Origin of the sequence: Thermocatellispora tengchongensis, assembly GCF_014202315.1 — a bacterium.
GTDB classification, from domain to species: Bacteria; Actinomycetota; Actinomycetes; order Streptosporangiales; family Streptosporangiaceae; genus Thermocatellispora; species Thermocatellispora tengchongensis.
The window spans coordinates 52717-79330 of record NZ_JACHGN010000009.1; the positions used below are offsets into that span (position 1 = coordinate 52717).

General features: G+C 74.2%; 21 protein-coding genes. 15 read left to right on the forward strand and 6 right to left on the reverse strand.

What is annotated here, in order from left to right:
• Positions 1–5: 5 nt before the first annotated feature.
• Together HNP84_RS21605 and HNP84_RS21610 are read right to left on the reverse strand one after the other, a co-directional pair.
• On the reverse strand, positions 6–809 hold the full coding sequence (locus HNP84_RS21605) for a purine-nucleoside phosphorylase (RefSeq protein WP_185051609.1): 804 nt from the start codon (positions 807–809) through the stop codon (positions 6–8).
• 134 nt (positions 810–943) lie between these two features.
• Positions 944–1396, reverse strand: a complete 453-nt coding sequence (locus HNP84_RS21610) for a gamma-glutamylcyclotransferase family protein (RefSeq protein ID WP_185051610.1) — start codon at positions 1394–1396, stop codon at positions 944–946.
• A 114-nt stretch (positions 1397–1510) separates the two neighbouring features.
• Between HNP84_RS21610 and HNP84_RS21615 the strand changes: the two genes are divergently transcribed.
• From HNP84_RS21615 to HNP84_RS21630, 4 genes are all read left to right on the forward strand, one after another.
• Positions 1511–2890 (forward strand): NAD(P)H-quinone dehydrogenase, encoded by a 1380-nt coding sequence (locus tag HNP84_RS21615; protein ID WP_185051611.1) that lies wholly within the window; start codon positions 1511–1513, stop codon positions 2888–2890.
• 161 nt (positions 2891–3051) lie between these two features.
• The gene (locus HNP84_RS21620) at positions 3052–3543 is read left to right on the forward strand and encodes a YlcI/YnfO family protein (RefSeq protein WP_185051612.1); all 492 of its coding nucleotides are present in this window, start codon (positions 3052–3054) and stop codon (positions 3541–3543) included.
• The gene (locus HNP84_RS21625; protein ID WP_185051613.1) at positions 3540–4514 is read left to right on the forward strand and encodes an ATP-binding cassette domain-containing protein; all 975 of its coding nucleotides are present in this window, start codon (positions 3540–3542) and stop codon (positions 4512–4514) included. The genes HNP84_RS21620 and HNP84_RS21625 overlap by 4 nt, the downstream gene beginning before the upstream one ends.
• Complete coding sequence (locus HNP84_RS21630; protein WP_185051614.1) at positions 4511–5314, forward strand: ABC transporter permease; 804 nt, start codon at positions 4511–4513, stop codon at positions 5312–5314. The genes HNP84_RS21625 and HNP84_RS21630 overlap by 4 nt, the downstream gene beginning before the upstream one ends.
• Here HNP84_RS21630 and HNP84_RS21635 read toward each other — a convergent pair.
• The 3 genes from HNP84_RS21635 to HNP84_RS21645 all read right to left on the reverse strand — a co-directional run bounded on the left by HNP84_RS21635 (position 5304) and on the right by HNP84_RS21645 (position 10076).
• Entirely contained in the window at positions 5304–6656 is a 1353-nt protein-coding gene (locus tag HNP84_RS21635) for a pentapeptide repeat-containing protein (protein ID WP_185051615.1), read from the reverse strand. The genes HNP84_RS21630 and HNP84_RS21635 overlap by 11 nt on opposite strands.
• 165 nt (positions 6657–6821) lie before the next feature.
• Positions 6822–8186, reverse strand: coding sequence for a hypothetical protein (locus HNP84_RS21640; RefSeq protein ID WP_185051881.1), 1365 nt, complete (start codon positions 8184–8186; stop codon positions 6822–6824).
• Between the two features lie 120 nt (positions 8187–8306).
• Positions 8307–10076: an acetyl/propionyl/methylcrotonyl-CoA carboxylase subunit alpha gene (locus HNP84_RS21645; RefSeq protein ID WP_185051616.1), complete on the reverse strand. Its 1770-nt coding sequence runs from the start codon at positions 10074–10076 to the stop codon at positions 8307–8309.
• 331 nt (positions 10077–10407) lie between these two features.
• Between HNP84_RS21645 and HNP84_RS21650 the strand changes: the two genes are divergently transcribed.
• Positions 10408–10680 (forward strand): WXG100 family type VII secretion target, encoded by a 273-nt coding sequence (locus HNP84_RS21650; RefSeq protein ID WP_185051617.1) that lies wholly within the window; start codon positions 10408–10410, stop codon positions 10678–10680.
• 560 nt (positions 10681–11240) lie between these two features.
• Here HNP84_RS21650 and HNP84_RS21655 read toward each other — a convergent pair.
• Complete coding sequence (locus HNP84_RS21655; RefSeq protein WP_246518471.1) at positions 11241–16088, reverse strand: FtsK/SpoIIIE domain-containing protein; 4848 nt, start codon at positions 16086–16088, stop codon at positions 11241–11243.
• Positions 16089–17164: 1076 nt separating this feature from the next.
• On the opposite strand from HNP84_RS21655, the gene HNP84_RS21660 reads away from it, so the two are divergent.
• From HNP84_RS21660 to HNP84_RS21705, 10 genes are all read left to right on the forward strand, one after another.
• Complete coding sequence (locus HNP84_RS21660) at positions 17165–17887, forward strand: CpaB family protein (protein WP_185051618.1); 723 nt, start codon at positions 17165–17167, stop codon at positions 17885–17887.
• 1 nt (position 17888) lies between these two features.
• On the forward strand, positions 17889–18662 hold the full coding sequence (locus tag HNP84_RS21665) for a CpaE/TadZ family protein (protein ID WP_185051619.1): 774 nt from the start codon (positions 17889–17891) through the stop codon (positions 18660–18662).
• Between the two features lie 112 nt (positions 18663–18774).
• Positions 18775–20076 (forward strand): TadA family conjugal transfer-associated ATPase, encoded by a 1302-nt coding sequence (locus HNP84_RS21670; protein WP_185051620.1) that lies wholly within the window; start codon positions 18775–18777, stop codon positions 20074–20076.
• Positions 20076–21125, forward strand: a complete 1050-nt coding sequence (locus HNP84_RS21675) for a type II secretion system F family protein (RefSeq protein WP_185051621.1) — start codon at positions 20076–20078, stop codon at positions 21123–21125. Before HNP84_RS21670 ends, HNP84_RS21675 begins: the two co-directional genes overlap by 1 nt.
• A complete protein-coding gene (locus HNP84_RS21680; protein WP_185051622.1) occupies positions 21118–22038 on the forward strand; it encodes a type II secretion system F family protein in 921 nt (306 codons plus the stop codon). Before HNP84_RS21675 ends, HNP84_RS21680 begins: the two co-directional genes overlap by 8 nt.
• Positions 22039–22269, forward strand: coding sequence for a Flp family type IVb pilin (locus HNP84_RS21685; protein WP_185051623.1), 231 nt, complete (start codon positions 22039–22041; stop codon positions 22267–22269).
• Positions 22266–22709, forward strand: coding sequence for a TadE/TadG family type IV pilus assembly protein (locus HNP84_RS21690; protein ID WP_312925409.1), 444 nt, complete (start codon positions 22266–22268; stop codon positions 22707–22709). Before HNP84_RS21685 ends, HNP84_RS21690 begins: the two co-directional genes overlap by 4 nt.
• Positions 22700–23107, forward strand: coding sequence for a TadE/TadG family type IV pilus assembly protein (locus HNP84_RS21695; protein WP_312925410.1), 408 nt, complete (start codon positions 22700–22702; stop codon positions 23105–23107). The genes HNP84_RS21690 and HNP84_RS21695 overlap by 10 nt, the downstream gene beginning before the upstream one ends.
• Complete coding sequence (locus HNP84_RS21700; protein ID WP_246518472.1) at positions 23104–23556, forward strand: pilus assembly protein TadG-related protein; 453 nt, start codon at positions 23104–23106, stop codon at positions 23554–23556. The genes HNP84_RS21695 and HNP84_RS21700 overlap by 4 nt, the downstream gene beginning before the upstream one ends.
• Positions 23553–26543 carry a BTAD domain-containing putative transcriptional regulator gene (locus tag HNP84_RS21705; RefSeq protein ID WP_312925411.1) on the forward strand — a complete coding sequence of 997 codons (2991 nt, stop codon included), beginning with the start codon at positions 23553–23555 and terminating at the stop codon, positions 26541–26543. Before HNP84_RS21700 ends, HNP84_RS21705 begins: the two co-directional genes overlap by 4 nt.
• Positions 26544–26614 lie beyond the last annotated feature (71 nt).

The window sequence follows — 26614 nt, forward strand, 5'->3', positions numbered from 1 at the left end:
GTCGATCACAGCTTGTCGATGACCCGCGCGAGGAGCGCGCCCATGCGGGTGGCCGTGGCGCGGCCCACCGCCAGCACCTCCTCGTGGTTCAGCGGCTCGCCGACCAGTCCCGCGCCCGGGTTGGTGACCAGCGACAGGCCCAGCACCTCCGCGCCGCCCTCGCGGGCCGCGATGGCCTCCAGGACCGTGGACATGCCCACCATGTCGCCGCCGATCGCCCGGCACATGCGGATCTCGGCCGGCGTCTCGTACGTCGGGCCGCGGAAGGCGACGTACACGCCCTCGGCCAGCGACGGGTCGGCCTCACGGGCCAGCTCGCGCAGGCGCGGGCTGTAGACGGCGGTGAGGTCCACGAACCGCGCGCCCGTGATCGGGTTGGCCCCGGTCAGGTTGATGTGGTCGCTGATCAGGACCGGGTCGCCGACGTTCTGCGTCTCCGGGCGCAGGCCGCCGGCCGCGTTGGTCAGCACCACCGTACGCACGCCGGCCGCGAGCGCCGTGCGTACGCCGTGCACCACCGGCTCCACGCCCAGGCCCTCGTACAGGTGGGTGCGGCCGAGGAAGATCAGCACGTTGGTCCCGGAGCCGGTCGTGACCGCGCGGACGCGTCCCGCGTGCCCCTCCACCGACGGCGGCGCGAACCCGGGCAGATCGGTCACCGGGATCTCGGCGACCGTACGGCCGATCGCGTCGGCCGCCGGCACCCAGCCGGAGCCCATCACCAGCGCCACATCGAAGGAATCGACGCCGGTACTGCTCTTCAGCGCGGTCGCGGCCTCGGCGGCGCGCGCGTACGGGTCGTTGTTCACGGCACCTCCTTCTTCGGCGCCATGAACAAAATACGGCCGTGCTCACTGGTTCGCTCGCTCACGGATCACGAGGCTACCCCCGGCCGCATGCCAGCAGGTATGTCGGTTTTTGCCGTCTCTTGCGAGACCGTGTATCAGTCGCCCAGCGACTTGCAGGGACGCCCGCGCAGGTTCTTCACATAGTCGTCGGGCGCGCCGGCCTTCTCGGCGGCGTCGGCCAGGATGCCGAGGTAGCTCGCCGACGGCAGGCCGCCCTCGTAGTCGTCCAGGACGTAGAACCAGGCGACCACCTCGCCCTCCAGGGTCTGCACGCGCAGCCGCACCTTGCGGTACAGGCCGAGCGCCGCGCCCTCCCACTGGTCGAGCGAGGGCTCGTCCCACTCGGGGACGTCGTACAGGACCACGAAGACCTGCTCCAGCGGGTCCTCGACCACGGTGGCGAGCGCGCCCTCCCACCCGACGTTCTCCCCTCCGAACGTCAGGCGCCAGCCCTCCAGCCAGCCCGTCCCCCGCATGGGGGAGTGCGGGGCCCGCTGGGCCATCTGCTTGGGGTCCATGTTGCTGCCGTACGCGGCGTAAACAGGCACGGCACCAAAGGATAATCCAAGATCCCCATCGTGCTCCGGAGCCGGGGCGCGGTTCTCTCCACCGGAGCACGACCCGCTACCCGGGCGGGTCCGCGCATACGCGACAATGGAGGGGTGACGAGGATCGCGATCATCGGAGGCGGGCCCGGCGGCTACGAGGCGGCGCTGGTGGCCGCGCAACTCGGAGCCCAGGTCACGGTCATCGAGGAGGACGGCCCGGGCGGCGCCTGCGTGCTGACCGACTGCGTGCCCTCCAAGACCCTCATCGCGACGTCCGTCCGCAAGCAGGCGCTCCTCGACGCCGCCTCGCTCGGCGTCCACTTCACCGGTGGCGGCGACGGCGAGGTCGGAGGTGTCATGGTGGACATGCCGCTGGTCAACAAGCGGGTGAAGGAACTGGCCCAGGCCCAGTCGGCCGACATCGCGGCGCGGCTGCGGGCCGAGGGCGTCGAGGTCGTCCGGGCGCGCGGACGCCTGGTCGATCCGCAGGTGGTGCGGGCCGGCGACCGTACGATCCGGGCAGACGTCGTGATCGTCGCCACCGGCGCGACCCCCCGGGTGCTGCCCGGGGCCGAGCCCGACGGCGAGCGCATCCTGAACTGGCGCCAGCTCTACGACCTGCCCGAGCTGCCCGAGCATCTGGTCGTGGTCGGCTCCGGCGTCACCGGCGCCGAGTTCGCCGGCGCGTACCGCTCGCTCGGCTCGGAGGTCACGCTCGTCTCCAGCCGCGACCGCATGATGCCCAACGAGGACGCCGACGCCGCCGAGGTCCTCGAAGAGGTCTACCGCCGGCGCGGCATGAACGTCATGGGCCGCTCCCGCGCCTCGTCCGTGCGCCGCACTCCTGACGGCGTCGTGGTCACCCTGGAGGACGGCCGCACCGCCGAGGGCTCCCACTGCCTGATGACCGTCGGCATGGTGCCCAACACCAGCGGCCTGGGCCTGGAGGAGGCCGGGGTCGGCCTCGACCGCAACGGCTTCATCGAGGTGGACAAGGTCTCCCGCACCTCCGCCCCCGGCGTGTACGCCGCCGGCGACTGCACCGGCGTCCTGATGCTGGCCTCCGTGGCCGCCATGCAGGGCCGCATCGCCGTCTGGCACGCCCTCGGCGAGGCCGTCCAGCCCCTCCGCCTGGCCACGGTCGCCGCCAACATCTTCACCGACCCCGAGATCGCCACCGTGGGCGTGGCCCAGAGGCAGATCGAGGCCGGCGAGATCGAGGCCAACGTGGTCAAGCTCCCCCTGGCCACCAACGCCCGCGCCAAGATGCAGGGCTTCAACGACGGCTTCGTCAAACTGTTCTGCCGCCCCCACACCGGCATCATCCTGGGCGGCGTCATCGTCGCCCCGCGTGCCTCCGAGCTCATCCTGGCCGTCTCGGTCGCGGTGCAGCAGCGTCTCACGGTGGACCAACTGGCCCACACGTTCGCGGTCTACCCGTCCCTGTCGGGCTCGGTGACCGAAGCCGCCCGAAGGCTCATGCAGCCGAGCTGACCCCGCGCGACCCCGCAGGCCCCGCCTCGCGCGGGGTCTTTTTTTTTTGGAGGCTATGACGTCGCTGTTGTGGCCACTCCTCGTCCTGGTGACGCCATTGGCGACGCCATATAGGCGAGGAGGGCTTGTATATGACGTCATCATGACGTCATACTGAGGGCGTGGACCTTACGCCATTCGTGGACAACCTGCGGCGTGAGCTCGCGGTCGCGGCCGGGGGAGAGGAGGTACGCGCGCCGGCGGAGCGGCTGGCCCTGGCATTGGAGCCGGCGGCCAGGCTCGTCCTGCTGGAGGCGCTGGCCGCCGCCGCCGACGAGATCACCCGCGAGCTGGCGCCGGGCTCGGTCGATGTCCGCCTCCGTGGGCGCGACCCTGACTTCATCGTGACGCCACCGCCCGCGCCCGCGGCGCGGGAGGGCGGATTCGAGGGCGTCGCGCAGCCGCCCGCGCCGCCGCCGCAGGACGACGAGGGGCGTACGGCACGGATCACCCTGCGGGTGCCCGAGCACCTCAAACAGCGCATCGAGGAAGCGGCCGAGAGGGAGGGGCTGTCGGTCAACGCCTGGCTGGTACGGGCCGTCTCCGCCGCCATCGACGCCGATTCACATTCTCATTCACCGTTCCGGAACAACTCCCCGAGAGGAAGACCATGACGAACGCCATCGTGGCGGAGGGACTCGTCAAGAAGTACGGCACCGTGAAGGCGCTCGACGGGTTGAGCCTGGCCGTCCCCGAGGGGACCGTGCTCGGCCTGCTCGGGCCGAACGGCGCCGGCAAGACGACGACCGTACGCGTCCTGACCACGTTGCTGAGGCCCGACGCCGGACGCGCGGTCGTGGCGGGCTACGACGTCGTGCGCGACGCCAAGCGGCTGCGCTCCCACATCGGCGCCTCCGGCCAGTACGCCGCGGTGGACGACCACCTCACCGGCGCGGAGAACCTGGAGATGGTCGGCCGCCTGTACCACCTCGGCACCCGGCGGAGCAAGCAGCGCGCCCGGGAGCTGCTGGAGCGGTTCGACCTCACCGAGGCCGCGGACCGCCCCGTACGCGGCTACTCCGGCGGCATGCGGCGCCGGATCGACCTGGCCGGCGCGCTGGTCGCCGACCCGCCGGTGCTGTTCCTCGACGAGCCCACGACCGGCCTCGACCCGAGGGCCCGCGCGAGCCTGTGGGACATCATCGGCGAGCTGGTCCAGGGCGGTACGACCGTGCTGCTGACCACGCAGTACCTGGAGGAGGCCGACCGGCTGGCCGACCGCATCGCGGTCGTGGACCACGGCCGTGTGATCGCCCAGGGCACCGCCGACGAGCTGAAGGACCAGGTCGGCGGCGACCGCGTCGAGCTGACCCTGACGAGCGCCGCGGACCTGGAGACCGTGCGCCGCGGCCTCGCGGCCCTCGCCACCGGCGAGCCGCAGATCGACAGGACCGCCCTTCGGATCACGATCCCGGTGGCCAACGGGGCGGCCTCGCTCACCACGGCCCTGGGTTACCTGGCGGCCGAACGCGTCGCCGTACGCGACGCCGGCCTGCGGCGGCCGACGCTGGACGACGTGTTCCTGGCACTGACCGGACACGAGGCGGACGAGAACACCACGACGACGAAGGAGAAGGTGGCATGAACGCGCTCCAGATGGCGCTCGCCGACGGGATCACGATCACCAAGCGCAACGCACTGAAGATCAGACGGGCCCCCGACCTGCTCGGCGGCGTGGTCATGTTGCCGATCATCTTCGTGCTGCTGTTCGCCTACGTCTTCGGCAGCATGATCGACCTGCCCGGCATCTCCTACAAGGAGTACCTGCTCCCCGGGATCTTCGTCCAGACGATCGTCACGAGCGCCCAGATCACCGGCTACACGCTCACCCAGGATCTGCAGAAGGGCATCTTCGACCGGTTCCGCACGCTGCCCATGGCGCCCTCCGCGGTCCTCACCGGGCAGACGATCAGCGACCTGCTGATGAACATGGCCAGCATCGTCATCATGGGGCTGGTGGGCCTGCTGGTCGGGTGGCGGATCAACTCCTCGCCGGGCGAGGCGCTGCTGGGCTTCCTGCTGCTGGTGCTGTTCGCGTACGCGTTCTCGTGGGTGACGGCCACGGTCGCGCTGGCGCTGCGCACCCCCGAGGTGTTCAACAACATCGCCACCCTGGTGTCGCTGCCGATGGTGTTCCTGTCCAACGCGTTCGTGGACAGCTCCCGCCTCCCGGGGCCGCTCCAGGCGGTCGCGGAGTGGAACCCCGTCTCCACCTTCGTCCAGGCCACCCGCGAGCTGTTCGGCAACACCAACCCGGCCATGCCGGTGCCCGCCGCCTGGCCGCTCCAGCACGCGGTGACCGCCTCGCTGCTGTGGTCGGCGCTGCTCCTGGTCGTGTTCGTGCCGCTGGCGACCCGGCTGTACAAGCGGGCCGTCAGCGCGTGATCCCCCGGCGCGCAATCCGCCCGGTCGCGAAGTGCGACCGGGCGGTTCGCGTGCCGGTGGGAGGCGTCGGGTCTTGCCGGCGGCGTCCTGCGGCGCCGATCAGCGGAGGCGGTCCTTGGCCCGCAGGCTCGCCAGGGCGGCGCGGCCGTCGCCGACGGCCTGGGCCACGTAGGACAGACAGGTGCTCCATGCTGCGGGCGTGGGCCAGGGCGTTCTTGGCCGCCTCGTACGCGTCCAGGGCGTAGCGCCAGTCGCGGTCGGCGGTCGGGCCCACCGGCCCGCTGATCTGGAACTCGTAGTCCAGGCGGTCGATCTCCTCGCCCAGCCGGGTCACGTCCTCCTCGGCGGCGCGGCGGGCGATGGCGTACGCGGCCGCGGCGCGCGAGCGGCGCTGGTACGCCCCCGCCCAGACCAGGCCGGTGACCAGCAGGCCGATCGCGCTGAGCACGACCAGGACCAGGCCCGCCGAAGGCCCGGAGGAGACCGGCGCCGTGGGCTCGTACGGGTCGGTGCGGCGGATGTCGCCGGGGATCTCCGGCTCCTGCTCGACGGTCGGGACCAGGGCGTCGATCCCCTTCGGGGTGCCCTTCGCGCCCGTCAGGTCCACCTCGTCGGCCTGGATGAACGACGCGCCCTCCACCAGCGCGCCGGTGAAGTCGGCGCCGTCCAGCTCGGCCTGGGTGAACTCGGCCTCGCGCACGTCCGCGCCCTTGAGCGAGGTGTGCTCCATGTGCGCCTGGCTCAGCTCCGCCTCGCGCAGCGAGGCCCGGCTGAAGTCGGCGCCGCGGGCCCGCATCTGGCCCGGGGTCGATTCGGTGAGGTCGGCGCCGACCAGCGTGGCGTCGGTGAAGTTGACCTGGGTGAGCTGGGCCCGGGTGAGCTTGGCCTCGGTCAGGTCGGCGTGCGGGAACTCGGCCTGCCGCAGGTCGGCGTCGATCAGGACCGCCTTGCGCAGGTCGGCGTGGTCGGCCTGCATCTGGCCGAGATCGGCCTCGCTGAGGTCGGCGCCGCGCAGGTCGGCGTACTCCAGGTGCGCCTGGCGCAGGTTCGCCTCCTTCAGCGACGCGTTGCGCAGGATCGCGCCGGCGAGCTGCCTCTGCGACAGCTCCACGCCGTCGAGCGTGGCCCCGGTGAAGTCGGCGCAGCTCAGGTCGCGGGGCAGGTCGGTGCTGGGCGCGATGGTCTTGCCCCGGTAGTTCGGCCCCTGGCCGGGCTTGCACGGGGCGCCGGCCGCGGTGGCGGCGTGCGCGGGGAGGGACAGGGCCGCCAGGGGGACGGCGAGCAGGACGGCCGGGACGAGCGCGAGCGCACGCCCGAGCACCCGGCGGGTGGTACGACGCAACGGAGCCTCCTTGTGGAACGCCCCCGATCATGGCAGCCGGTCGTTACAGGCCGCTTGCAGCGCGCCTGCACACGAAGAACCCCGGCGGGGCCGTGGCCCCACCGGGGTTCACCGTAGCTCAACCGACAGCGGCCGACGTGCGGGCCACCGATCGGCGGGCGCCTGCTACCAGTCGCCGCCGCCGAAGTCGCCACCGCCGAAGTCACCGAAGCCGCCGAAGTCGCCTCCGCCGCCGCCCCAGTCACCGCCGCCGCCGAAGTCGCCCCCGGCGTCGGCCATGCCCTGCTCGTAGCCGAGGCCGTAGCCGCCCATGCCCCAGCCGCCGCCGAGCATGCTGCCCAGCATGGTGCCGACGAGCATGCCGGTCATGACGTCGCCGAAGCCGCCGTAGTAGCCGTAGGCGTAGGGCTGGTAGGCCGGGCCCGCGTCGTAGTAGGGACGCCGCTGCCCGTTGACCATGACCTCGCGCATCTGCGGGTCGAAGCCGCGCTCCACCGCCTCGGCGTCGGCCGCGCAGGCGGGCACGTCGCGCACCGCGCCGCCGGGCGGCGCCCAGCGCACGTCGCGCACCGACGGGCCGTGCTGCGGGTTGAAGAAGCAGGGCGCCCGGCGCTCGGGGATCGGCTGGTCGTTGACCCGGGCCTTCACCACGGCCAGCGCGTAGCGGCCGTCCTCCAGCGTGCTGGTCACCTGGCGCACGTCGTCGGGGCGCTTGATCGTGGCCAGCTCGGTCTTGGCCTTCTCGTAGGAGTCGAGGGCCTTCTGCCACTCGTCGAGGTGGCCGCCGCCCTCGCCGAGCAGCTTGACGTCGGTGTCGAGCGCGGTGATCTCCTCACCGAACTTGGTGACGTCCTCCTCGACGGTGTACTTCACCGCGGCCAGCTCGGCGGCCTCGCGGGCCTCGCGCTCGCGCTTCTTCTTGCGGGAGTACAGCAGCAGGCCGCCGCCGCCCGCCAGGGCCAGCACCAGGATGGCCAGCAGCACGCCGACCCCGCTGCCGGAGCCGCCGGAGCGGTTGCCCGGGTCGAGCTGGTCGGCCGGCCGGTCGTTGACGCGGTTGACGATCTCCTGGGTGACCGCGACGACGTCACCGGGGTTGTTCTGGGCCGCCAGGTTGGCGATCTGGCCGGCGACGTTGCGGCGCAGCTCGCTCGAAGCGGCGAACACCGTGGTGCCGTCGAGCACCACGACGGTCGCGCGAGGACGGCCCGCGGCGGCGAGCGCCTGGCCGAGCTGCGTCACGTACGGCCCGGCGGCCTGCGGGGTGGGCAGCGTGCCGTCGGGCAGCGCCGCCATGTAGATCTTACGTTGCGAGTCCTCAAGGATGCCGCGGACCTCCGACTGCTGGGCAGAGGTCAGGGCCGCACCGCTCTCCACGAAGAGCGGTCCGTTCTTTTGCCAGGACTGGACGACCGAATTGGCGTCGGGCGGCGCCGCGGCACTCGCCGCGGGCGCCAGCGCGAAAAGCGCGAAAAGCCCGGCGAGCAGCGCCACAAGCGCTGTGCCCGCACGGCGAACCGGGTGGGTCATGTTCACGGCAGCAAGCCTCCTTCGCCCTTGTGGACGAATGGGCGGACGGGGGAGTTCCCGCGACGCCCCCTCAAATCCGACCGTATCTCCTGAGCGGGCGTGCCGGATGCCCCGCCCGGCTCAGGCGTCCTTGATCTCGCAGATGACCGCGCCCGAGGTGACGGTCTGGCCGACCGCGGCGCTCAGGCCGGTGACCGTGCCGTCCTTGTGGGCGAGGAGCGGCTGCTCCATCTTCATCGCCTCCAGCACCACGATCGGGTCGCCGGCCGCGACCGTGTCGCCGTCGGCGGCCACCACCTTCACGATCGTGCCCTGCATCGGGCTGACCAGCGCCGCGCCGCTCGCCGCCGCCTTCTTCGCGGCCCCGCCGCCGCGCCGGGGCGGCCGTTGCGCCCGTCCGCCGCCCGCGCCGCCGCCCGTGGCGAGCCCGCCGAGCCCCGCGGGCAGGACGACCTCCAGCCGCTTGCCGCCCACCTCGACGGTGACGCGCTCGCGCTCGCCCGCCGCAGGCGCGCCCACCTCGGCCGCCGCGGCGTCGTAGGGCGGGATGCGGTTGTCGAACTCGGTCTCGATCCACCGCGTGTGCACCGAGAACGGCTCGCCGGTGAAGGCCGGGTCATCGACGACCGCGCGGTGGAACGGGATGGCGGTGGGCATGCCGGCGATCTCGAACTCGGCCAGCGCCCGGCGCGAGCGCTCCAGCGCCTCCCGGCGGGTGCGCCCGGTCACGATCAGCTTGGCCACCAGCGAGTCGTACGCCTGCGGGACCGTCATGCCCTCCTCGTAGCCCGAGTCGAGCCGCACCCCGGGCCCCGACGGCGCGCGCATGACGGTCAGAGTGCCGGGCGCGGGCAGGAAGTTGCGGCCCGGGTCCTCGGCGTTGATCCGGAACTCGATGGAGTGGCCGCGCAGCGGCGGGTCGTCGTAGCCGATCGCCTCGCCCGCGGCGATCCGGAACATCTCGCGCACCAGGTCGATCCCGGCCACCTCCTCGGTGACGGGGTGCTCCACCTGGAGCCGGGTGTTGACCTCCAGGAAGGAGACCGTGCCGTCCTGGCCCACCAGGAACTCGCAGGTGCCCGCCCCGACGTAGCCCGCCTCGCGCAGGATCGCCTTGGAGCTGCGGCGCAGCAGCGCCTCCTGCTCGGCGGTCAGGAACGGCGCCGGAGCCTCCTCCACCAGCTTCTGGTGCCGCCGCTGGAGCGAGCAGTCGCGGGTGCTGACCACGACCACGTTGCCGTGCGAATCGGCAAGGCACTGGGTCTCCACGTGCCGGGGCCGGTCCAGGTAGCGCTCGACGAAGCACTCGCCCCTGCCGAACGACGCCACCGCCTCGCGCACCGCGCTGTCGTACAGCTCGGGGATCTCCTCCAGGGTCCTGGCGACCTTCAGGCCCCGGCCCCCGCCGCCGTACGCCGCCTTGATCGCGATCGGCAGGCCGTGCTCCTCGGCGAACGCCACGACCTCCTCCACCCCGGCGACCGGGTCGGGCGTGCCCGCGACGAGCGGCGCCCCGACGCGCTGCGCGATGTGCCTGGCCCGCACCTTGTCGCCCAGATCGTCGATCGCCGACGGCGGCGGGCCGATCCAGGTCAGCCCGGCGTCGATGACGGCCTGCGCGAACGCGGCGTTCTCGGCGAGGAATCCGTAGCCGGGGTGCACGGCGTCGGCGCCGCTCTCGGCGGCGATCCGCAGGATCTTCTCGATGGACAGGTACGTGTCGGCCGCCGTCTCGCCGGACAGCGCGTACGCCTCGTCGGCCACCCTGACGTGCAGCGCGTCCAGATCGTGGTCGGAGTAGACGGCGACGCTCGCCAGCCCGGCGTCGCGGCACGCGCGCGCGACCCTCACGGCGATCTCGCCACGGTTGGCGATCAGGACCTTCTGCACCGAGGTCGTCCCTTCCTCATGAGGCCGGAAGCCCGCCCCGCGCGAGCGCAGCGCGACAGGATCCCCCAAGGGAGTGTAAGCGCCCCCTGATCTCAGGATCGCGGCTCCCCCCGCCTGGAGCCCCCGCGTGCCGCACGGGATCTTCGGACCGGCTCGCGCATTGCCGCTGATTTCCGCACCGATAAATGTTTGGATAGTGGTACGTAACCTGTTTTCGTCGCTCCATTCTTCATAGCCGCTCGGCATAACCCGCCGTGGCGCCGCAGTCCGACGTCTAAGGTGGGGTCGCTCGGCTACCGCCTGTCATCTGGACGACCAGAAGGAGACCTGCATGACCCAGAATCTGCTGGGTGGCAATCCCGCTGAAATGCAGCAGATGGCCACGCAGTTCACGCAGCAGGCCGATCAGGTGCGCGCGACGGTGGCGGCCCTCGACCGCGAGGCGGCCAAGGTCGGCACCGCATGGACCGGCCAGGGCGCCGAGCGATTCCGCGACTCGTGGCAGAACTACCGCGTCGCCTTCCAGCGCATGTCCGAGGAACTGCAGGAGGCCGCCCGAGTGATCAACACCTACCGCGGCAACATCGAGTCCGCCACCGCCTAGATCCCACCCACACGACGGGCGCGCCGGTTCCGGCGCGCCCGTCGTTCTGCGCCGGCCCTGCCGGGGTGTGCCCGCCCTGCCGGGGTGCGCCGAGGTGTGCCCGGTGCCGCGCGCACCTCGCGCCCACGCGTGGCCTGCGCCAGGTCATACGCCATGCCCGGCCGAGCGCGCACCTCACGCCCGGTCGCGGCCCGCGCCAGGTCGTACGCCGGGTTCGGCCGTGTTCTCGTGCTCGCCGTGCCCGGTCGCTCTCGCGCTCGCCGTGCCGCCGGGGGCGAGGCGGGAGCCGCCTCGGCCGTGTCCCGGGCGCGCTCGTGCTCGCCAGGCCCGGCCGCGCTCGGTCGTGCGCCATGCCGGGCCGTGTTCTCGCGCTCGCCAGGCTCGGTCGCTCTCGCGCTCGCCGTGCCGCCGGGGCGAGGCGGGAACCGCCCCCGCCGTGTCCCGGCCGCGCTCTCACCACGCCGTGCCCGGCCGCGCTCGGTCGTGCGCCATGCCCGGCCGCGCTCTCGCGTTCGCCGTTCCCGGCCATGCCCCGCTGCCCCAGGGACGCGGGAGCGGGATCAGGTGGGCAGGGCGGCCTGGATGGGGGTGATGGCGCCCAGGGTGATGAGCAGGCCGCGGCCTGGGGGGCCGCCTACGGCGCCGCGGGGGAGGCGGACGGCGAACAGGTCGCCGTCGGTGGGGCCCTGGACCGACAGGAGCATGCCGGTGCGTGACTTGCGGGCCTCGGCCACGAAGCCGCGGTAGGCCGTGGTCATGTCGCCGGTGGTGCCCGCGATGATCAGGCCGTGCTCGGCGTCGCGGCCCGAGCGCAGCACCTCCTCCAGGGCCGTGGCGAGCGGGGTGTCCTGCGGCACGAGTTCGGCGTCGTCCACCAGCACGACGTACCTGTCGCGGCCCGCGACGGCCTCGCGCAGGTCCTGCGGGCCCGCCGCGCCGTCCTGGGGCTCGCCCCGGCCGTTCAGCACCGCGAGCACGCCCGGCTGCCCGGCCAGGTCGCGCAGCGGGCTGCGCCGCGGGGTGACCACCACCAGGGGGGTGCCGGCGGCCAGCAGCGAGCGCGCCGCCGTCAGCAGCGCCGAGGACCGGCCCGAGCGCGACGGGCCCGCCACCACCGCCCCGGGGCCGTGCGCGATCAGGTCCACGCCCAGCGGGCCCAGCGCGTCGCCGCCCGCGCCCAGCAGCGCCCACAGCGGCGAGGGCGGCTCGAAGGCCGGGTCCAGCTCCATCGCCTGCTCGGTGGTGATCCGCACCGGCAGCGCGTCCACCCGCAGCGGGCGCTCCCCGCGCGGCACCACGGAACGGGCGAGCTCTTGCAGGGCCGCGACCTGCGCGGGACCGGCCGGGTCCTCGGCCAGCAGCGCGATCTGGCTCTCCACGACGCCGTGCTCGCCGATCGCCAGCGCCCGTCCGGGCGGCATGGACGACGGCAGGTCCTTCAGCGGCAGCCCGGCCAGCCCGTAGTCCGCCGGGTCCGACAGCCGCATGATCAACCGGTCCTCGAACACCGTGGAGATCTGGCCGAGCAGTCCCGACCGGTCGGCGGTCACCACCGCGCGCAGCCCCACGGCGGGGCCCTCGCGCAGGAGCTGCAGGACGGCCTCGATCAGCCGCCCGTAGTCGTAACCCTCGAACGCCGCGATGAACCCCTCCCACCGGTCCAGCATCAGCACCAGCCACGGCGGCAGGCTCTCGCCCGCCGCCTCGGCGCGGGCGCGGCCGGCGGCGCGCAGCTCGGCCAGCGAGGCGAACCCGGCCGCCGCCAGGAGCTGCTGCCGCCTGCCCACCTCGGCGCGCAGCCGGCCCAGCAACCGCTCCACCCGGTCGAGCTGGTCGCGGGTGACCACGGCGCCGCAGTGGGGCAGGGCCACCAGCGGCAGCAGCGCCCCCGACCCGCAGTCGATCGCGTGTACGTGCACGTCGGCCGGGCTCGTGCCGGCCGCGATCACCCCGGCCAGCGTGCGCAGCGCCGTCGAGCGCCCGCTGCGGGCCGACCCGGCGAGCAGCAGGTGGCCGCCGTTGACCAGGTCCAGCGCGAGCGTGCCGCGCGCCTGCTCCCACGGCTCGTCCGTCACGCCGAAGACCAGCCCCGCGCCGCCGTCGCCGGTCATCTCGCGCACGCCGGAGACCGTGACCGAGGCCGGCAGCGGCGGCAGCCACGGCGTCGGCTGCTCCGGCACGCGCAGCAGCTCGGCGGCCCCGATCACCGCCTCGGTGAGCGCCGCCAGGTCGCTGCGCGGCTCCGCCGCCGGCCGCCGCGCCGCCGCCGATGGCCGCTGGGCGGGCAGCGGGTGGCCGAGGGCCCGCCAGTCCAGCTCCACCACCGACAGCCGCCCCTCGCCGCCCCCGCCCTCCTGCGTACGCGCGCCGCCGATCCGCGCCGTCTGCACCGCCTCCGCCTCGCCCGCCCCCGACTTCACGTAGCAGCGGCCCGGGGTCGCCTTGGAGATGTGCGCGGCGTCGGGCATGTCGATCACGTCGGACGACTCCACCGCCTCGGTCACCCGCAGCGCGATCCGCAGCGAGGTGTTGGCCTGGATGTCGGCCGTGACCACGCCCGCCGGGCGCTGGGTGGCCAGGATCAGGTGGATGCCCAGCGAACGCCCCCGCCTGGCGATGTCCACCAGCCCGCTGACGAAGTCGGGCAGCTCGGTGACCAGCGCCGCGAACTCGTCGATGATCAGCACCAGCCGGGGCAGCGGGTCCTGGCACTCCTTCGCGCCCCGGGCGCGGGCCGCCTGGTAGTCCTCGATGTCCTTGGCGCCCGCGCCCAGCAGGATGCGCTCGCGGCGGCGGATCTCGGCGGCCAGCGAGGCGAGCGCGCGTCCGGTGAGGTGGCCGTCCAGGTCGGTCACCATGCCGACGGTGTGCGGCAGGCGCACGCACTCCTTGAACGCCGCCCCGCCCTTGTAGTCGATCAGCACGAACGTCATCTCGTCGGGCCGGTTCGCGGCGGCGAGCGAGCAGATGAGGGTCTGCAGCAGCTCGGACTTGCCCGCGCCCGTGGTTCCGGCGATCAGCGCGTGCGGGCCGTCCACGCGCAGGTCCACCGCGAACGGCCCCTCGGGCCCGACGCCGATGACCGCCCTGGTCGTCGCGCCGGTCCAGCGCCGGGCCACGGCCTCGGGGGTGGGGTCGCGCAGGTCGAGCAGGTCGAGCAGCCGGGCGGCGTCGGGCAGCGCCGCGGAGCCGTCGTCGCGGCTCACGTCGCGGATCGGTGCCAGGGCGCGGGCCAGCCGGTCGCACCACGCCACCGCCACCTGGTCGGCCAGGATCTCCCCGACCGCCTCCAGGCCCCCGCCGCCGAGGCGCACCAGCCCGTCCGCCCCGCAGTCGGCGACGGTGGCGCACTCCTCGGGCAGCAGTCTGCGGTCCTCGTCCAGGGCGATCGTGTAGACGCCCGCGCGCGGCCCCTGGCGCAGCACCTGCGGCATGCCCGGCAGCGCGCGCAGCACCTGGGCGCCGTCGGCGATCACCAGCACGTCGTACGGACGCTGGTCGTAGGAGGAGAAGGCGGGCTCCTCGGCCTGCTTGCCCACGCCCCAGCCCAGGTCGTCCCAGCCGGAGGGCATCTTGCCGAACGCCGAGGACTCCGCGCCCAGCCGTTCCTCGATCAGCGCGGCCAGCTCCGCCACCCGCCGCCCGGCGGCCTCCGGGTCGGCGCCGACCAGCGCCACGCAGTCCTCGCCGCCGTGCGGGGCGCAGTGCGGCAGCCAGCGCGCCCAGCCCCACTGGGCGCCGCCGTCGGCGTGCGCCGACAGCACCACGATCGCGAGATCGCGCGGGCTGTGCAGCGCCGCCGCCTGCCCCACCAGCCAGCGCACCAGCCCCGTCGTCGCCGACCGTCCTCCGGTCACGCCCACGACGCCGAGGCGGCGCATCGGCAGCGACACCGGCACGGCGTGGCAGCGCGGCGGGTCGGGCACCGCCGCATCCGGGGGCGCGCCCCGCTCGGGCACCAGCTCCAGATCCGCGGGCAGGTCGGCCAGCCCGACGCGCAGCCGCAGCGCGTCGGCGTCATGGATGCGCCGCTCCCACAGCCTGCGGCGCGGCCCGGTGGCGGTCAGCAGCACCTCGGCGGGGTCGGGCGCCCCGGCCCGGCGCGCGGCCTCGTCGGCCACCCTGGCGGCCTCCAGCGCCACCTCGAACGCCGCCGTACGCTCCTTGTACTGCTTGACGGCCTGGCGGTACTGCTTGCGGCCGTGCCGCTTGTCGCTGTACCACTGGCCGATCATGATCACCGGGGTCATCAGGGCGAACAGCAGGAAGTACCACAGCCGGAAGATCAGCGCGAACCCGAGCCCGAGCACCGCGGGCAGGCACGCGGCCAGCAGTTGCAACCGGATGCCGTCACTCCGCTTGGGCTCCGCCGGCACCTCCAGCCGCCGGGCGCGCTCGGGCCGCGCCAGCCGGGGCGGCCGGTTGTAGGCGTACCCGCCGTCGGGGCGCGCGTCGAGGTGGGCGTCGGGCGGCTCGATCACGGCCAGCGTGAACGCCGAGTTGCCGCACACCACCAGCCCGCCGACCGGCCAGGGCACCCTTCCGTCCACCGGCCGCCCGTCCAGAACCGGATCGGGCCCCGCCACCCCACCCACCCGGCGCCGCCCCCGCACCGGCAGGCCGTCCTCGTACACGGGGGCCGCCAACGGCGTAACCCGCCCGCCCAGCCCGAACCCGCCCGGCCCGTCGTCGCTCGCCGGAGTGGTCCGCCCGGCACCCCGGAACCCGCCCCGCCCATCGACTTTCGCCGCAGTGGTCCGCCCGGCCCGTCCTCCCCCCTCATGGACGGGCGCGGCCGGCGGCGCCATCCGCCCCGTCCGGCCGAACGCCGCGGGCCCGTCCCCGCCGCCGCCCGTGTCCCCCTCCCCGTCGCCGCCGCCGAGGGCCCCGCGCCCGGCCGGCTCGACCGTCGTCCCGGACGGCGTGACCCGTACGACCATCGCCTCCTCGGGCAGCTCGGGATCGCGTACGACGATCGCGCAGGTCGGCGCCGACCCGATCAGGTGCGCCCCCGGCCCGAGCCGGTGCACCGCGCCCGCACCGGGACCGCCCACCACCCGCACCTCGACGATCCCGCCGGGCTCGTCCAGCACGGTCGCGGTGGCGTGCCTGGCCTCCAGCGCGACCAGATCCCCGTCACGCAGCAGCCCCGCCACCCGCGCGTCGGGGTCCAGCGCCCTGCCCCCGCTCCACAGCCCCGCCCCCGTCTCCCGCGGCGCCGCCCGGGCCCCGGCCCGGTCCATCCCGTACGGCGCCCGCGAGCGAGGCAGCCGCACCACCGTGGCCAGCCGCTCTCCCATGGCCGCCCGCAACGCGTCGCCCAACTTGCCCACGGTCGTGCCCTCGTCGGCCTCGACGGCGACCTCCCGGCCACCGTGCTCTCCGACCACGGTGAGCAAGATCCGCATATGTACGCTCCGTGTTCATCGCGACTGCTCCCGCCTCCCGGGGAGTGAGCCGAATGCGTCTCCAGACGGGACACACTCTGCCCCTGGGGTGGGCTGCCCGTGGGGTGGGCTGCCCGTGGGGTGGCTTGCCCGTGGGCGCTTGCCCAGGGGCACCCACCCGGCGTGGGGCCACCCGGCATGGGCCCGCCTGGGCTGGGCCCGCCTGGGCTGGGCCCGCCTGGGCTGGGCCCGCCTGGGCTGGGGCCATCTGGGCTGGGGCCATCTGGGCTGGGGCCATCTGGGCTGGGGCCACCTGGGGTGGCCCATCAGGTCCGATTGCGTGCGGGCGCGCTCGCGGCCCGGCTGCCCGTTCCGGTGGGTGAAGCGGACCGAGGCGAGCGTGGTGGGCGCCTTCGTGGGCCGGGTCGCCGGCGTTCGGCGGGTTGCCGGGCGGGCTGTGGCCTCCTCCGGAGCGGATCAGGTCTTGCTCACCTCCCGGCGGGCGGCACACCTCCGCCTACCTCCGCACACCTCGTGGCGTCCGCACACTCCCATGCGCGTGCGCGCACACCTCCATGCGGGTGCGCGCCGCCGAAGTGCGCCCGCGCCTCATGCGCGTCCGCACCTCTGCACGCGTCCCCGCCTCATGCGCGTCCGCGCCTCTGCTCGCGTCCGCGCGCGTTCGCGCGTCCGCGCACCCTCGCGCGTGCGCGTCGGCGTGGCGGGCCCGGGCTCGTGTGCCCTTTGCGGGTTCACGCCATTCGCATGGTTCACCATCTTCCATGCGCGCGTCCACCGGAGTGGCCGGGTGTGGGGCTCGCGGGATTTTTGGTACGACTGATACCTCAGTAAATATCGCCCCCTATCACGAAAAGTCGCCTAAATCTAGCTAACCTAACGAATAAGTCTTGCCCGTTGGGCATGGACGTGGTCAGCTCAATGAATCGGGCATGGTTCCGGTCATTTGACTCCCGGCCCGTCCCGGCGGTAGCTCATAATTAGCGAGAATTCCCCAATTCACGTTCGCCCAATAATGTGATCACAGCCCTCGCCTCGCCGCGTGGGCGGATCCACCGACTCCTGGGAGCCCCCGACCCATGAGGATCAGTGAGAAGCCCGCCCGCGACACCCGCAGCCCGGTGGCCGAGGCCCCGGGAGGCGGCGGCGCGCTGTCCGGGCCCGCGTCCCGCAAGCTGCCGGTTCCGCCGCGGGAGCGACGGCCCGCGCTGGCGGCGCTGGCCGTGCTGCTCATTCTCGGTGGCGCGCTGGCCACCACCCTGCTCGTGCTGCGCAGCGGCGACCGGGTCTCGGCGATCAGGATCGTGCAACAGGTCGGCGCCGGTCAGGCGATCCCCGAGTCCGCGATGGAGGAGGTCCAGATCGCCGACACCGGGATCGCGTTCGTGCACTGGTCGCAGCGGCAGCGCGTGACGCAGGCGTACGCGCGGGTCACCCTGCTGCCCGGCACCCTGCTGACCGAGCAGATGACCATGGAGGCGAGCGATGAGCTGGGGCCGGGCAAGGCCAGGGTGGGCCTGGCGCTCAAGGCCGGCCAGCGTCCCGCCGTGCTGAACCCCGGCGACCGGGTGCAGATCATCTACGTGCCCGGCAGGGGCTCGGCGGCCGACGGCGAGGTCAAGGTGCTGGCGCAGAGCGCGCTGGTCGACAGCGTGGGCGGGCAGAACCGTACGGGCTCCTCCGGCTCGTCGAGCTCCAGCGGCCTGGTGACGGTGATCGTGGACACCGCGATCTCGCCCACCGTCGCCGCGTACGCCGCCACCGGCGAGATCGCGGTCGCCGAGCTGCCGGGAGCGCGCTGACGTGGCCCTCATCGTCCTCGCCGCCGACAAGGGCGCACCGGGGGTCACCACGGCGGCCACGGCCCTCGGCGCGGTCTGGCCCCGGCCGGTGCTGCTCGCCGAGTGCGACCCGGCCGGGGGCGACATCGCCTACCGGCTGCCCGCGGAGGGCGGCGGGGTGCTCAACCCGGGCAAGGGCCTGCTCACCCTGGGCGCGGTCGCCCGCCGCGGCCTGCACCCCGACCTGATCCACGAGCACACCCAGAAGATCGTCGGCGGGCTGGACGTCCTCCTCGGGCTCACCCACGGCGAGCAGGCCGCGGGGCTGACCTGGCTGTGGGGACCCCTCGGCCGCGCGATGGCCGCCATGCCGTACGCCGACGTGCTGGCCGACTGCGGCCGGCTCGGCGGCCACCCCGAGATGGCCGACCTGATCGCCGAGGCCGACCTCGTGGTGCTGTTCACCCGCGCCAGCCTCGACCACGTCGCCCACCTGCGCGAGCGCCTGGCGTCCATCGGCCGGGGCCCGCAGGTCGGCGTGGTGGTGATCGCCGACCCCCGCCAGTACCGCTCCTCGATCGACGAGGTGCGCCGGATCATCACCGCGACCGGCAGGCCGGTCGTCTTCGTCGGCGGCATCGCCCACGACCCCAAGGGCGCCGAGCTGCTGCGCGGCCAGTGGGGCGGCCGCCTCGACCGCTCCCTGCTGATCCGCACCTGCCGCGAGCTGGCCGGCCGCCTGGCCGCCCACGTCGCCGCCCCCGCCGCGAACCAGCCGAGCGGAGCGAGGCCATGAGCGTGAGGGACGCGTCGGTGACTGGACTGAGGAGCGGCGGGAGCGCAGCGACCAGAGCGACGAGGGAAGCCGCCGACTGGAGGCGTCCCGAACCGCCGAGCGGAGCGAGGCCATGAGTACTGATCATTCGCTGGTCAAGCGGTTCCGGCAGGAGGTGGGGGACCGGCTGGCGCATCAGCGGCGGCTGGACCAGGCGAGCGGGCTGCCGCCGATGACCGGTGAGGACGAGCGGCAGTTCGCGCGGGCCCTGATCGCGCAGGTCCTGGAGGAGTACGCGCGTGGCGAGATCGGGGTGGGCCGCACCCCGCCGACGGCCGAGGAGGAAGAGGCGCTGGCGGCGGGCATCCACGCCGCGCTGTTCGGGGTGGGCCGGCTGCAGCCGCTGCTGGACGACCCCGAGGTGGAGAACATCGACATCAACGGCTGCGACCGGGTGTTCGTGAGCTACGCCGACGGCCAGGAGGTCATGCACGAGCCGGTGGCCGAGTCGGACGAGGAGCTGGTGGAGCTGATCCAGATCCTCGCCGCGTACAGCGGGCTGTCCAGCCGCCCGTTCGACACCGCCAACCCGCAGCTCGACCTGCGCCTGCCCGACGGCTCGCGGCTGTCGGCCGTGATGGACGTCACCGTACGCCCGGCGGTGTCGATCCGCCGCGCCCGCCTGGGCAAGGTGTTCCTCGGCGACCTGGTGGGCAACGGCACGCTGAGCCCGGAGCTGGGCCGGTTCCTGTCGGCGGCGGTGTCGGCGCGCAAGAACATCATGATCGCCGGGTCCACCAACGCGGGCAAGACCACCCTGCTGCGCGCGCTCGCCAACGAGATCCCCCCGTCCGAGCGGCTGATCACGGTGGAGCGGGCGCTGGAGCTGGGCCTGGACCAGTTCCCCGAGCTGCACCCCAACGTGGTCGCCTTCGAGCAGCGCCTGCCCAACTCCGAGGGCCAGGGCGAGATCACCATGGCCGAGCTGGTACGTCGCAGCCTGCGCATGAACCCCAGCCGGGTGATCGTCGGCGAGGTGCTGGGCGACGAGATCGTCACGATGCTGAACGCGATGACCCAGGGCAACGACGGCTCGCTGTCCACCATCCACGCCAACTCCAGCATGGAGGTCTTCAACCGCATCGCCACCTACGCGCTGCAGGCGGCCGAGCGGCTGCCGGTCGAGGCCACCCACATGCTGATCGCGGGCGCGATCGACTTCGTGGTGTTCATCGAGAAGCGCAACGACTACCTGCGCGGCGGCCGGCTGCGCCGGTACGTCTCCAGCGTGCGCGAGGTGACCGGCTGCGACGGCCGGGTGCTGTCCTCGGAGGTGTTCCAGCCCTCGCCCGAGGGCCCCGCCGTGCCGCACGCCCCGATCTCCTGCCTGGACGAGCTGATCAGCCACGGGTACGTCCCCGGGGGGTGGGGCTGATGCCGCCCGGTCTCCTCGACCCGTACGTCCTGCTGGCGGGCGCGGCCATCGGCGGCGGCCTGTTCCTGCTCGGCCTGTCCCTGTACGGCACCCGGCGCCGCCCCGCGTCCCCCGGCAAGGGCGGAGGGCGCAAGGAGCTGGTGCGGATGCTGTCCACCCGCACCGCCGTGGGGGCCATCGTCGGCACCCTGGTCCTGGTGATCACCGAGTGGCCGGTGATGGCGGCCGGGGCGGTGCTGCTGGTGCTGGCCTGGCGCGGCCTGTCCGGCGGCGCGGCGGAGGAGCGCGCGGCGATGCGCCGCCTGGAGGGCCTGGCCGCCTGGACCGAGTCGCTGCGCGACACCATCGCCGGGGCGGCCGGGCTGGAGCAGGCGATCCCGTCCTCGATCCGGGCCGCGGCCCCCACGCTCAAGCCGCACCTGCGTGCGCTGGTGGACCGGCTGCACACCCGCATGGCCCTGCCCGACGCGCTGCGCATGTTCGCCGACGAGCTGGACGACCCGTCCGCCGACCTGGTGGTCGCGGCGCTCATCCTCAACTCCCGGCTGCGCGGCCCCGGCCTGCGCGACGTGCTCGGCGCGCTCGCGGTCTCCGCCCGCGAGGAGCTGGACATGCGCCGCCGGGTGGAGGCCGAGCGGCGTTCCACCCGGCGCAGCGCGCAGATCGTGGTGGGCACGGCCCTCGCCTTCGCCGCCGCGCTCGTGGTGTTCAACCCCGACTACGTGTCGGAGTACAACGACGTGCTCGGCCAGGCGGTCCTGGTCGTGGTGGGCGGGCTGTTCGGGGCCGGGTTCGCCTGGATGCGCCGCCTGGCCCGGTTCGACAAGCCGGCCCGGCTGCTCGGCGCCGTACGCGAGGGCGCCGAGGCGCAGCCCGCCGCGCAACCCCCGCCCGGCCGGGTCCCGGCCCTGGCGAGCATGCCCGGCGCACGCGTGCCCGGCGCACGCACCCCTGAGGCCGTACGCGCGCCCCGCCCCGGAGACGGGCGGCTGAACGGCACGCCGGGCGGCCGGTTCGACGGGCCGATGGGAGGTGGGACGCATGACTGAGGCGCTGATCACCGGCGGCGTGCTCGGACTCGGCGTGTTCCTGCTGCTGCGCGCGCTGTTCCCGGCCAGGCCGGGGCTGGTCGCGCGGCTGCTCGAACTCGACGCGGCCGGCCAGGGCGACGGGCCGCCGCGCTTCCAGCTCGTGCTGCCCGACGAGGAGGTCGGGGCGTTCCGGCGCGGCCTGGGCGAGCGGCTGGCCCGCTTCTACGCCGCCCGCGGCTGGGAGGCGCGCTCGGTGCGGGCCGACCTGGCGCTGCTCGGCCGCTCCTTCGAGGGCTTCCTCGCCACCAAGGTGCTGCTCGCCGTGTGGGGCCTGCTGGCCTACCCGTTCGTGGCGGGCTGGCTCTACCTCATGGGCTGGGAGGTCTCCCCGACCATCCCGCTGTGGGTGGCGCTCGCGGTGTCGGCGGTGTTCTTCCTGCTCCCCGACGTGCAGGTACGCCGCGACGCCAACGCGCGCAGACGCGACTTCCGCCACGTCGTCGGCGCGTTCTTGGACCTGGTCGCGATGAACCTGGCCGGCGGACGGGGCGTGCCCGAGGCGCTGCTGCTGTCGGTGTCGGTCAGCGGCGACGAGGCCAACTGGCCGATGGCCCGCATCCGCGAGGCGCTGGCCAACGCCAGGATCGTCGGCATCACGCCGTGGCAGGCCCTCGGCCAGCTCGGCGACGAGATCAACGTGGACGAACTGCGCGACCTGTCGGCCGCTCTCGGCCTGGTCGCCGACGACGGCGCCAAGGTACGCGCCTCGCTCACCGCCCGCGCGGCCACCCTGCGCCGCCGCGAGCTCGCCGAGATCGAGGGGCGGGCGGGCGAGCGCTCGCAGTCGATGCTCGTCGCCCAGCTCCTGCTGTGCGCGGGCTTCGTGGTCTTCATCACCTATCCGGCAGCCATGAAGATGTTGGGGGCATAAATGCTGAACCATCCGTGGGTCGTCTACACCATCGCCCTGCTCAACGTACGCATCCACCGGGCGCGCACCGCGCCCACCCGGGGCGCGTCCGCCGTGGAGTGGGCCGTCATCACCGCGATCATCGCCGGCGTGGCGCTCGGCCTGGCCACCCTGATCAGGACCCTGGTCGAGTCCAAGCAGGCCGAGATCCAGGGCAACTTCGGCGGCAACGGCGGCGAACAACAGCCGTGAGGCGGTTCCCGGCCCGGCTGCGGCGTCACGGTGGCGAGCGCGGTGCGACCGCGATCGAGCTGGCCATGATCATGCCCGTGGTGCTGGCCGTGGTGCTGCTCATCGTCCAGGTGGCCCTGTGGTTCCACGGCCGCCAGGTCGCCGACGCCGCGGCCAGAGAGGGCGCCAGGATCGCGCGCGCGGCCGGCACCGAGTCGGAGGGCTGGCAGGACGAGGCCGCCGAGCGGGCCCGGTCGATCGTGCGGGCGGTCGGCCCGGAACTGCTGCAGGACGCCGAGGCCACCGCCTGGGAGGAGGGCGACCAGCGCGGCGTCGAGGTGACCGGGCAGGCCGTCCAGGTGATCCCGCTGCTGCCCGAGCTAACCTTCTCGATCACCGCCAGGTTCGGCGGGCCGGTGGAGTGCTTCCGCCCCGACGACGGATCGGACCAGTGCCAGTGAACGCCAAGCGCGCCGAGCGCGGCTCGATGAGCGTGGAGACGGTGCTGCTCGCCCCGGTCTTCCTGCTCTTCCTGCTGTTCCTGGCCGGGGCGGGGCGGCTGGTCGAGGCGCAGGGCGAGGTCAACGGCGCCTCCAGGGACGCCGCGAGGGCCGCCTCCGTCGAGCGTACGCTCGGCGACGCCGAGGAGGCCGCGGGCGCGGCGGCCGAGGCGGCGCTGGCCGGCCAGTGCGGCTCGCCCGAGGTGGACCTGTCGGGCTCGGAGTGGGAGGAGGGCGGCCAGGTGCAGGCCCGGGTGACCTGCGAGCTGGACCTCGGCTTCCTCGGCTTCGACGCGGTCAAGAGCCTCACCGGCACCGCCGTGGTGCCCCTGGAGCAGTTCAGGAGGGTCGAGGAATGAGGGCCCGTCCTGAACGGCACGCCGAGCGCGGGTCGATGTCCGTCTTCGCGGTGGTCTTCTCGGTCGTGGTGTTCCTGCTGGCCGGGCTGCTCGTGGACGGCGGCGCCGCGATCAACGCCCGGCTGCGCGCCGCCGACATCGCCGAGCAGGCCGCCCGCGCCGCCGCCGACCAGATCGACGTGGAACACCTGCGCGCCACCGGCCAGGCCAGGCTGCTGGCCGACGACGGCGCCGTGTGCGGGCGCGCCGAGGAGATCGTCACCGCCCACGACACCGACGAGGTCGAGCAGACCGGCTGCGAGGTCGGCGCCGGCCAGGAGCAGGTGACGGTCACCGTCGGGGTGAGCTGGGAGGCGTTCTTCCTGGCCGCGCTCGGGTTCGGCGGCTCGCGGATGGAGGCGTCCGCCACCGCCGGGCCCGACATCGGCGAGGAGGCCCCGGCGCCGTGACGCGACCGGCACGCGAGAAGGAGGAGGGGAGAGCCATGCAGCCGCAGCGCATCCGGCCACGGCGCACCTTCGGCGACGTGGTGCTCGGCCTCGCGGCGCTGGCCGCGCTGGCCGCGCTGCTCGGCGGCGTGCCGTACGCGCTGCTCCGCTTCGTCGGCCCGCCCGTCGCCCCCGAACTGCTCGACCTGGACCTGCTCACCGGCAGCGTCGGCACCAGCACCATCGTCGCGATCCTGGTCCTGCTGGTCTGGCTGGCCTGGCTGCAGTTCGCGCTGTGCGTCCTCGTCGAGGTGTACGCCGGGGTGCGCAGGGTCGGCATGCCCGCCAGGGTGCCGTTGTCCGGCGGCACCCAGACGCTCGCCAACAAGCTCGTCACCGCCGCACTGCTGCTGTTCACGGCCTCGGCGGTCGCGGTGCCCCTCGTCCGCGCCGGCGCCCTGCCCCCGCCCGCCCGTCCCGCTACGGTCGCCGCGACCGAGCAGGTCGCACCGGCGCGGGCCGAGCGCGCCCCCCTGCACGAGGTCGCCGAGACCAAGAAGGTGTACGTCGTGCAGCCGCCGCACGGGCGGCACCACGAGAGCCTGTGGGAGATCGCCGAGAAGTGCCTGGGCGACGGCCGCCGCTACCCCGAGATCTACCAGCTCAACCAGCACAAGCTTCAGCCCGACGGCAGCCGGCTGCACATGGCCGACCTGATCCGTCCGGGCTGGGTGCTGGACATGCCCCGCGACGCGGTCAACGTGCACGTGGTCCCCGCCGACCAGCCGCGCACCGAAACCCTGGCCGACCATCCCACCAAGCCCGCGGAACTGGACGGCCGCACCCAGTCGCTGGACCCGCCCCCGGTGCGGGAGGAGGAGCGGCCGTCCCGGGTGCAGGAGACCGAGCGTCCGCGGGTGCAGGAGCCCGAGCGTCCGCGGGTGCAGGAGACCGAACGTCCGCGCGTACAGGAGACGGAACGCCCGCGGGCGCAGGAGACCGAGCGTCCGCGCGTACAGGAGCCCGAGCGGGAGCGCCCGCCCGTACAGGAGCTGCCCGAGGTGCCGCAGGAGCCTCCCGCGCACGCCGACCCCGTTCCCGAACCCGCCCGCGAACCGGCGGCCGAGGCCGAGGCCGGGTCTGAGGCCGGCTCTGAGGCCGAGGCCGGGGCCGGGCTCGGCCCGGGGGAGTACCTGATCGGGATGTCGCTGGCGGCGGCGGGGCTGCTGGTGGCGCTGGGCAGGCGGCGCAGGGAGCAGTTGTGGCGGCGGGCCTTCGGCCGGCGGATCGCCCGGCCGCGCGGCGACGCCGCGGCGGCGGAGGTCGAGCTGCGGATCGGGGCCGACGCCCCCGGCAGCCGGATGCTGGACATCGGGCTGCGGGTGCTCGGCCGGGAGCTGGCGCTGCGCGGGCGCAAGCCGCCCACGGTCTTCGCGGCGCACCTGTCCGCGAACGGGCTGGACCTGTGGATCCACCCGCCGGAGCCCGAGGCCCCCGGGCCGTGGAGCGCGCACGACGGCGGCCAGGTGTGGCGGCTGGCCGCGCACGAGGGCCGGATGCTGGACGAGCAGTCGGTGGCCGACGCGCCCGCGCCGTACCCGGGGCTGGTCACGCTGGGCACCGACGCCGGAGGGCGGGTGCTCATCGATCTGGAGGCCGCGCAGGGCCTGATCAACATCAGGGGCGCGAACACCACGGCCGCGCTGGCGGCGCTCGCCGTCGAGCTGGCCACCAACCGCTGGTCCGACCGGATGCGGATCACCCTGGTCGGCTTCGGCGACGAGCTGACCGCCATCGCGCCGGAGCGGATCACCTGCGCGGGCAGCCTCGCCGAGGTGCTGCCGGAGCTGGAGGCCAGGGCCGATGCCCAGGCGCGGCAGGGGCAGGACGTGCTGACCGGCCGGATCAACGCCAGGCCCGACGACCCCGCCTGGGCGCCGCACTTCCTGCTGTCCACGATCGCGCCGAGCGCCGACGAGGCGCGCCGCCTGGCCCTGCTGGCCCGCGAGGGGCGGCGGATGGCCGCCGGTTACGTCGTCCCGGGCGAGCTGCCCCACGCCACCTGGACCTGGGAGGTCTCGGCGGAGGGCCGCAGCGGCATCGACGCGCTCGGCTTCGACGTCGCCGCGCAACTGCTGCCGCGCAGGCACTACCGGGCGCTGGTCGAGCTGTTCCGCACCGCGCACGAGGGCGAGGGCGAGCCGCTGCCGGTCGAGCGGGAACTGCCCGTGGAACGCCACGGCCCGCCGGCCATCGAGGTGCGGATACTCGGCCCCATCGAGATCACCTGCCCGAACCCGCTGGAAGAGGGCCGGATGGGATTGGCCACCGAGCTGATCGTCTACCTGTCCACACATCCGGGCGGGGTGCACCCGGTCGTCCTCGGCGGCGTCCTGTGGCCGCGCGGCGTCCAGGCGCAGGTCCGCGACGCGACCATCGCGCGGGTGGCCGACTGGCTCGGCGTGGACTCCGAAGGGCGCCCGCACCTGTACGCCGACGAGGCGGGACGGCTGCGCCTGGGGCCCGACGTGCGTACCGACTGGGCGCTGTTCCGGGAGCTGGTCCGGCGCTCCCACGGCGACCCGGCGGCCCGCGCCGTACTCCTGGAGCGGGCGCTCGGCCTGGTGCGCGGGCCGCTGCTGAACGGGCGACCGCGCGGCCGGTACGCCTGGCTCGCCGCCGACGACCTGGAGTACGACGTGACCGCGAGCGTCGCCGACGCCGCGCACCGCCTGTGCGAGATACGGCTGGCACAGGGCGAGCCCGCCCAGGCGGTCGCCGCCGTACGGGCGGGGCTGCTGCTCGCCGCCGACGACGAAGGGCTCTGGCGCGACCTGCTCCGCGCCACCCACGCCACCGGCGACCCCGCCCGGCTGCGCGCCGTCGTGGACGCCCTGCACCGGCGCGCCGCCTCGCACCCGTACGGAGGCGGCATGGCCCCCGAGACGGAGGCGCTCATCGACGAGCTGCACCCGTCCTGGCGCGTCCACTCGGTGCCGTCGGCATGAACGGGCGCGAGCGGCCATGCCGATACCCGCATAACGGTGGCCCGGCCACCGCGCCGCGACCTAGCGTGATC

Bases quoted from the DNA above. Each gene is read 5' to 3' on its own strand.
- HNP84_RS21625 (WP_185051613.1), top strand. From the start codon at position 3,540: ATGACGAACGCCATCGTGGCGGAGGGACTCGTCAAGAAGTACGGCACC.
- HNP84_RS21675 (WP_185051621.1), top strand. From the start codon at position 20,076: ATGCCGCCCGGTCTCCTCGACCCGTACGTCCTGCTGGCGGGCGCGGCC.
- HNP84_RS21630 (WP_185051614.1), top strand. From the start codon at position 4,511: ATGAACGCGCTCCAGATGGCGCTCGCCGACGGGATCACGATCACCAAG.
- HNP84_RS21685 (WP_185051623.1), top strand. From the start codon at position 22,039: ATGCTGAACCATCCGTGGGTCGTCTACACCATCGCCCTGCTCAACGTA.
- HNP84_RS21650 (WP_185051617.1), top strand. From the start codon at position 10,408: ATGACCCAGAATCTGCTGGGTGGCAATCCCGCTGAAATGCAGCAGATG.
- HNP84_RS21680 (WP_185051622.1), top strand. From the start codon at position 21,118: ATGACTGAGGCGCTGATCACCGGCGGCGTGCTCGGACTCGGCGTGTTC.
- HNP84_RS21655 (WP_246518471.1), bottom strand. From the start codon at position 16,088: ATGCGGATCTTGCTCACCGTGGTCGGAGAGCACGGTGGCCGGGAGGTC.
- HNP84_RS21660 (WP_185051618.1), top strand. From the start codon at position 17,165: ATGAGGATCAGTGAGAAGCCCGCCCGCGACACCCGCAGCCCGGTGGCC.
- HNP84_RS21700 (WP_246518472.1), top strand. From the start codon at position 23,104: ATGAGGGCCCGTCCTGAACGGCACGCCGAGCGCGGGTCGATGTCCGTC.
- HNP84_RS21670 (WP_185051620.1), top strand. From the start codon at position 18,775: ATGAGTACTGATCATTCGCTGGTCAAGCGGTTCCGGCAGGAGGTGGGG.
- HNP84_RS21640 (WP_185051881.1), bottom strand. From the start codon at position 8,186: ATGACCCACCCGGTTCGCCGTGCGGGCACAGCGCTTGTGGCGCTGCTC.